Annotated in this window: 7 protein-coding genes; all 7 read right to left on the bottom strand. The window is 68.6% G+C overall.

From position 1 onward, the window contains the following. Positions 1-54 precede the first annotated feature (54 nt). Positions 55-612 carry a ribosome recycling factor gene (frr, locus tag ABDZ95_RS13815; RefSeq protein ID WP_343794543.1) on the bottom strand — a complete coding sequence of 186 codons (558 nt, stop codon included), beginning with the start codon at positions 610-612 and terminating at the stop codon, positions 55-57. Between the two features lie 30 nt (positions 613-642). Then, positions 643-1,386: a UMP kinase gene (gene pyrH / locus ABDZ95_RS13810; protein ID WP_343794542.1), complete on the bottom strand. Its 744-nt coding sequence runs from the start codon at positions 1,384-1,386 to the stop codon at positions 643-645. 77 nt (positions 1,387-1,463) lie between these two features. Next, on the bottom strand, positions 1,464-2,273 hold the full coding sequence (locus ABDZ95_RS13805; protein WP_343794541.1) for a GDSL-type esterase/lipase family protein: 810 nt from the start codon (positions 2,271-2,273) through the stop codon (positions 1,464-1,466). Beyond that, positions 2,270-3,364 (bottom strand): DUF3089 domain-containing protein, encoded by a 1,095-nt coding sequence (locus ABDZ95_RS13800; RefSeq protein ID WP_343794540.1) that lies wholly within the window; start codon positions 3,362-3,364, stop codon positions 2,270-2,272. The genes ABDZ95_RS13805 and ABDZ95_RS13800 overlap by 4 nt, the downstream gene beginning before the upstream one ends. Before the next feature lie 89 nt (positions 3,365-3,453). After that, on the bottom strand, positions 3,454-5,127 hold the full coding sequence (locus ABDZ95_RS13795) for a ribonuclease J (protein WP_343794539.1): 1,674 nt from the start codon (positions 5,125-5,127) through the stop codon (positions 3,454-3,456). Beyond that, positions 5,127-5,909: a type III pantothenate kinase gene (locus tag ABDZ95_RS13790; RefSeq protein ID WP_343794656.1), complete on the bottom strand. Its 783-nt coding sequence runs from the start codon at positions 5,907-5,909 to the stop codon at positions 5,127-5,129. Before ABDZ95_RS13790 ends, ABDZ95_RS13795 begins: the two co-directional genes overlap by 1 nt. 148 nt (positions 5,910-6,057) lie before the next feature. Further along, positions 6,058-6,822: a biotin--[acetyl-CoA-carboxylase] ligase gene (locus ABDZ95_RS13785; protein WP_343794655.1), complete on the bottom strand. Its 765-nt coding sequence runs from the start codon at positions 6,820-6,822 to the stop codon at positions 6,058-6,060. Positions 6,823-6,870 lie beyond the last annotated feature (48 nt).

The raw sequence follows: 6,870 nt of genomic DNA, 5'->3' as shown, positions 1-6,870 counted from the left end.
CTGGCGTTGGAAGAAACGGCGCTCATGTCCCGATATCCTAACGGCAGATCGCCGTCAGACCTGCATGATTTCCACTTCCTTGACCTTCAGCGCCTCGTCGATGCGCTTGATGGCCGCATCCGTGTCCTTCTGGACCTCGGTCTCCATCTTCTTCTGTTCGTCCTGGCTGATGTCGCCGGCCTTCTCGGCCTTCTTCAGGTCGTCGTTGGCGTCGCGGCGGACGTTGCGCACCGCGATCTTCTGCTGCTCGCTATACTTGCCGGCCAGCTTGGCCAGGTCCTTGCGGCGCTCTTCCGTCAGCGGCGGAACCGGGATGCGCAGGGTCTGGCCGTCCACGATCGGGTTCAGGCCCAGGCCGGCGGCGCGGATGGCCTTCTCGACCGACACGACCATGCCCTTGTCCCAGACGCTGACCGAGATCATGCGCGGCTCCGGCACGCTGATGGCGGCGACGGCGTTCAGCGGTGAGGTCGAGCCATAGGCCTCGACCTGCACCGGATCCAGGATGCCGGCGTTGGCGCGGCCGGTGCGCAGGCCGTTGAACTCTTCCTTCAGGGCGCCGACCGCCTTGTCCATGCGGTCGCGGTAGGTCTTCAGATCGGGCTTCGCCATGGTCGTTTCTCTCGTCTTCTTATGGTGTTGTCAGGCGGCCTTGCCGTCGGTGTTGATCACGGTGAACGCGCCCTGGCCCGCCAGGGTCCGGCGGAACGAGCCTTCCTCGCGGATGGAGAAGACCACGATCGGAATGCCGGAGTCACGCATCAGGGCCACGGCCGAGGCGTCCATGACCTTCAGATCCTTGGCCAGCACGTCGTGGTAGCTGAGGGTGTCGTAGCGGGTGGCGGTCGCGTCCTTCTTGGGGTCGGCGGTGTAGACGCCGTCCACGCTGGTGCCCTTCAGCAGGGCGTCGCAGCCCATTTCGGCGGCGCGCAGGGCGGCGCCCGAGTCGGTCGTGAAGAACGGGGCGCCCACGCCGGCGGCGAAGATCACCACGCGGCCCTTCTCGAGATGGCGCAGGGCGCGGCGGCGCACATAGGGCTCGGCCACGGCGTTCATGGTCAGGGCGCTCTGCACCCGGGTCTGGACGCCAATCTTCTCCAGCGCCGCCTGCATGGCGAGGGCGTTCATCACCGTCGCCAGCATGCCCATGTAGTCGGCCGAGGCGCGGTCCATGTCGCCCGCCGCCTTCGACAGGCCACGGAAGATGTTGCCGCCGCCGATGACCAGGCAGATCTCGACGCCCTCGCGGGCCACGTCAGCCACGGCCTTGGCGACCTCAGCCACGGTCTTCATGTCGATGCCATAGCCCTGATCGCCCATCAGCACCTCGCCCGAGACCTTGAGCAGGACGCGCTTGTAGCGGAACTCGGACGAAACGTCGGGCATGGGACAGACCTTGGGCGCGGGGGATTCGGCTCCTTATAGGCAGGGGGCGCGCGGGTTCAAAGTCCTCGCACGGAAAGTCAGGCGACGTGGGCCAGCGCCTTCGCGATCGCCGCCTCGGCCAGCGGGCGCATCACGGCATAGCCCTGCGCGCCCGGATGCAGGCCGTCGCGGGTGTAGGCCATGTCCATGCCGCCCTGCCCGTCGGAGAGGGCCGGGCCGTAGTCCACCTCAACCAGCCCGCGCTCGGCCGCGACCGAGGCCAGCCAGCCGTTCAGCTCGACGATCCGGGCCTGAGGGTCGACCACGCCGGGCGACCAAGGCAGGCCGTTGATCGGTGTCAGCCGGGCCAGAACGACCTCAATGCCGTGGGCCGTGGCCAGATCGAGCATGGCGAGGATGTTGTTCCGGTAGTCGCCCGGCGTCGTCGGGCCGGTGTTGCCGGCGATGTCGTTCACCCCGCACATCAGGTGGACGACCTTCGGCTTCAGGGCGATCACGTCGGGCATGAAGCGCAGCAGGATTTGCGGGCTGGTCTGGCCGCTGATGCCCCGGTTCACGACGACGCCCTCGAACAGGTCCGGCTGGGCGATGCGCCACATCTCGGTGATGGAGTCGCCGATGAAGACCACGTCCGTCCGCTGGCCCGCCCGCGCGGCGTTGGCGTCGCGATAGTGACTGAAAGCAGGCCAATCCCGGGCCTTCAGGGCCAGCTTCTGCGCCTCGCGCTGCGCCATGCGCTCGGGATCGCGGATCTTCGCGATGATGACCGGATCCATCTCGCCCTCGGCCATGTAGGCGCGGGCGAAGGCGACAGCCTCGTCGTCTGGTCTCCCGCCCTGCCCCGACAGGCTGTCGACCATGCCGACCGGCTCGACCGCGTCGCTCATTGCGCCTCTCTCCATGCTGCCGTCCGCGCCACGGCATTCTCGCGCAGCGAGGCGTAGAACAGGCCGTAGTCCTGCAGGTGATAGCTGCCCGCCAGCCGGGTCAGGTGATCGCTGTACCCGGCTCCGGCCGTGTCCGGCAGGGACACCTCCAGCATGCCGTCGTGACAGCGTGCGCCGGTCAGACCGGGATCGAGCGCCGGCAGGGTCGTGCGGGCCTCCGGGTAAGGCGTCTGCGGGAAGGACAGGCTGCCGGCGTTGTCGGCTGCGGGCGTCGGCGTGTCGTGGCTCCCTGCCCGCCAGGTCAGAGGATTGACGCACAGAGCCGGGGCCTGTCCCTCGGACTTCATCGCCCCGCGCCACCAGTAGGTCTTGTCGTTGATGATGATGCGCGACAGTGCGCTGCCGATCTTCGAGGCGTTCCAGCTGACGACACAGCCGGTCTCACTGGCGCTATCGCAGACCGGCAGGCCGACCTTGCCGAAGTCCGCCGGGACATAGCCGCCGATCAGATACGCCGCGACCAGCCGGCCCTGCAGAGGTGTGCCCAGCACCTCCTCCTGCATCAGGCGGATGGCGTGCATCGTACCCTGACTGTGCGAGGCGACGATGAAGGGCCGGCCGTCGTTGTGGTCGGCGATGAACACGCGGAAGGCGGCGGCAATGTCGCCATAGGCCAGCGCCACGGCCTCCGCTTCGCCCAGCGCGCTCAGCGTCGCCTGCCGGTAGCGAGGGGCATACAGGCGGCAGCAACCGTTGAAGACGCTGAGCTGGGCCAGCAGCACCGGCGCGTTCAGCGGCGCGGCCTCGCCCGAGGCATCCCAGCGGGCGTTCCAGACGTTCCGGTCGGTCGTCGTGGTCGGGTGGATGAAGAAGACGTCGGCCGGCGCAGTCGCCTCGTCTATCGCCGTCAGGCCCGACGGGACCGACCGCTCCAGCCCGTCACGGCCCGGAAACGCCAGCCAGGCGGCGGTCTGGCGATAGTCCGGAGCCGGCGGGGCCGCGCTGGCGGAGAAATCCGCACGCGGACCTCCGCCGCAGCCGGCCAGCGCAAGCGTTGTCGCGGCCATGATGGCCAAGTCGCGCAGTCGCATGGTTCCTCCCCGCGGCGCTATTTTGCGCAGGGTGGGCCGGGCGATGAGCGCAAGTCAAGACACTCACACGCGAGTGAGCGTCTTGAGTCTTACAGGCGCAGGATGATGGTCTCGACGATCGGACGGCGATCCCAGACCGACTGGCTGGCCTTCTTGAGGGCGCGGGCGACGGCCTGTTCGACCACCATCTCGTCCTCCAGCGCATCGCCCTTCAGACCACGCACGACCTGCTCGACCCGCTCGGCCAAGGTGTCGAGGATGTCGCCCAGCGGGCTGTCCTCGTCGCCGGGCAGGCCGAGGCCGCGGACGTCGATGTCCGAGACGATCTTGCCGCGCTTGTCCATCGCGAAGCTGACGATCAGGACGCCGTTGGAGGCCGCATGGCGACGCTCGCGCAGGGCCTCGCCCGCCTCCTCGACCAGCATGCCGCCATCGACGAACAGGCGGCCCGAGGGGACCTCGTCGATGATCGCCGCCGGTCCAGGGGCCAGACGCACCATGTCGCCGTTGCGCGGGGTGACCGCCTCGGGCACCTGCATGTCCTTCGCCAGCTGGGCGTGCTCGGCGAGGTGACGGCGCATGCCGTGGGTCGGCACGGCGATCTTCGGCCGCGCCCAGCGGTACATCTCGCGCAGTTCCTCACGGCACGGGTGACCCGAGACGTGGATGCCCGGATGGTCCTTGTCCGTGTAGATGCGCACCCCGCGATCCGACAGCGTGTCCTGCAGCCGGCCGATGGCCAGCTCGTTGCCAGGGATGACCCGCGACGAGAAGATGCAGTGGTCGCCCGGCCCCAGCTTGATGAAGGGGTGATTACCCTCGGCGACGCGCGAAAGGGCGGCGCGGCTTTCGCCTTGGCTGCCGGTGCACAGGTACAGGATCTCGTCCGCGGGCCAATGCTTGGCCTGCTCTTCCGACAGGAAGGGCTGCAGGTCCGACAGCATGCCGACCGACTTGGCGGCGGCGGTGATGCGGTGCATCGAGCGGCCGGCCAGCACCACGCGACGCCCGGCCGCCTCGGCGGCGCGGATGACGCTGTCCATCCGGGCGACGTTCGAGGCGAAGCAGCCCACCGCCACCCTGCCCTTCAGCCCCCCGATCAACTCGGCCAGCGCGGTCTTCACATCGCCTTCGGAGCCCGCCACGCCTTCCTGGAAGACGTTGGTCGAGTCGCAGACCATGGCCAGCACGCCCTCGTCGCCGAGGCGCTTGATGGTGTCTACGTCGGTGCGCTCGCCCACGATCGGGTCGTTGTCGATCTTCCAGTCGCCGGTGTGCAGCACTGTGCCCAGAGGCGTCTTGATCGCCAGACCGTTCGGCTCGGCGATCGAGTGGGTGATGGTCACCATCTCGATCTGGAACGGTCCCAGATCGATAGTCCCGCCCAGCGGCACCTCGTGGAGGGTCACGCGGTCCAGCAGGCCGGCGTCCCGCAGCTTCTCGCGGATCAGGAAGGCGGTGAACGGCGTGGCGTACAGCGGCGCCTTGATGCGCGGCCACAGCCAGCCCAGCGCGCCGATGTGGTCCTCGTGCGCATGGGTCAGCACGATGCCGAGGATGTCCTCGCCCTCGAGATAGGTCGGATCGGGCACGATCACGTCCACGCCGGGCGTCGAGTTGTCGCCGAAGGTCACGCCGACGTCGACGACCACCCACTGACGATTGTCCGCCGGGCCGTAGCCGTAGGCGTTCAGGTTCATGCCGATCTCGTTGGACCCGCCCAGCGGCAGGAAGACGAGTTCGTTGTCTTTGGATTTGCTCATTACGCCTTCAGATGGCTGTTCCGCCGCCAGATCTCCAGCAAGCCGCGGATGGTCAGGTCCGGATCGAACCGGTCGATGCTGTCGGTGGCGCCCTCGAACAGGGAGACCACGCCCCCCGTGCCGATGACGGTCATGGGCTTGCCCCACTCGGCCTTGATGCGGGCCACCAGCCCCTCGATCAGGGCGATGTAGCCCCAGAACACGCCGGATTGCATGTTCGAGACGGTGTCCTTGCCGATCACCTTGTCCGGCTTCTGGATGGCGATGCGGGGCAACATTGCGGCGGCCTCGTGCAGGGCCTGCAGGCTGAGGTTCACGCCCGGGGCGATGATGCCGCCCTCGAAGGCGCCGTCGGCGGCGATGACGTCGAAGGTCGTGGCCGTGCCGCTGTCGATTACGATCAGGTCGCCGGGATACATCAGGTGGGCGCCCAGCGCGTTGACCAGCCGGTCCGCGCCCGCCTCGCTGGGCTTCAGGATCCGCGCCGTCGCGCCCAGCCGGACCTCGGGGTCGCCGATCACCAGCGGCTCGACCGACAGATAGCGGCGCGACAGGTTGCGCAGGTTGAAGATCGACTGCGGCACCACGGACGAGATGATGCAGCCGTCCAGCGCCTTCAGCTCCAGTCCGCGCATGGTCAGCAGCTGGCTCAGCCAGACGGCGTACTCATCGGCCGTGCGGGTGCTCTCGGTCGCGGTGCGCCACTGCGCGATCCAGTCCGCGCCGTCATGCACCGCGAACAGCGTATTGGTGTTGCCCTGCTCGATCGCCAGCAGCATCAGCGGTCCCCTCTCCCGCAGTCGTCACCCTCGGGCTTGACCCGAGGGCCGGACGTTTCGCCCGCCTGTGCGGACGGGCGGACGCACAGCTCGTCCCTGCATCCGATCCTCGGGTCAAACCCGAGGATGACGGGTGTGGAGTAGTGATGGATCATCGCGCTTCGCCAAAGAAGACATCCCCGGCGGAAATCAGCCTCAGGCTTCCGTCGGCCAGCCTCAGTTTCAACGCCCCGTCCGGCGCGACGCCCTCGGCCCGGCCCTCAAGCGTCTCGTGACCCAGCCGGGCGACGGCAGGACCGTCCAGCCCCGGGGTGCGCGCGGCCCAGGCGTCGAGGATGGGCTGGAAGCCCAGCGTCTCCCAGCGTTCCAGCCAGATGTCGAAGGCCTCGGCCAGCTCTTCCGCCGCCCGCTCGACCGTCGGCGGGGCGACGTGGTCGGCCGACAGATGGTGAGACAGGGCGGTGGCGGGGCGCTCGGTGCCCTCGGGGGCCTCGGCGAGGTTCACGCCGATGCCGACGGCCAGCCACAGGCCGCCGTTCGCATGGACGCCGGACTCGACCAGGATCCCGCAGGTCTTGGTCCCGGCCAGCATCACGTCATTGGGCCATTTGATCGTCACGACCGACGGAGGCGCATAGCGGTCCAGCAGGTCGGCCACGGCGAGGGCAGCGATGAAGGTCACCTGAGCCGCCTCGGCCGGCGGCTTGCGGGTGGTGGTCAGCAGGGTGCTGAACAGATTGCCCATCTCGCCTTCCCAAGCGCGACCGCGACGGCCGCGCCCCGCGGTCTGGCGGCGCGCGGCGATCCACAGCGGGCCGGTCTCGCCGGCTTCGGCCCGTCGCCGGGCCTCCGCATTGGTGGAGTCAGTCTGGTCGAGAAGGATGACGGGGGCAGCGGTTAGACATTCCTCCCCCATCGGGGGAGGGGGACCATGCGAAGCATGGTGGAGGGGGCAATCGCCGCC

This window comes from Brevundimonas kwangchunensis (assembly GCF_039523815.1).
Lineage (GTDB): Bacteria > Pseudomonadota > Alphaproteobacteria > Caulobacterales > Caulobacteraceae > Brevundimonas > Brevundimonas kwangchunensis.
This window is presented reverse-complemented; position numbering and strand designations above follow the sequence as displayed.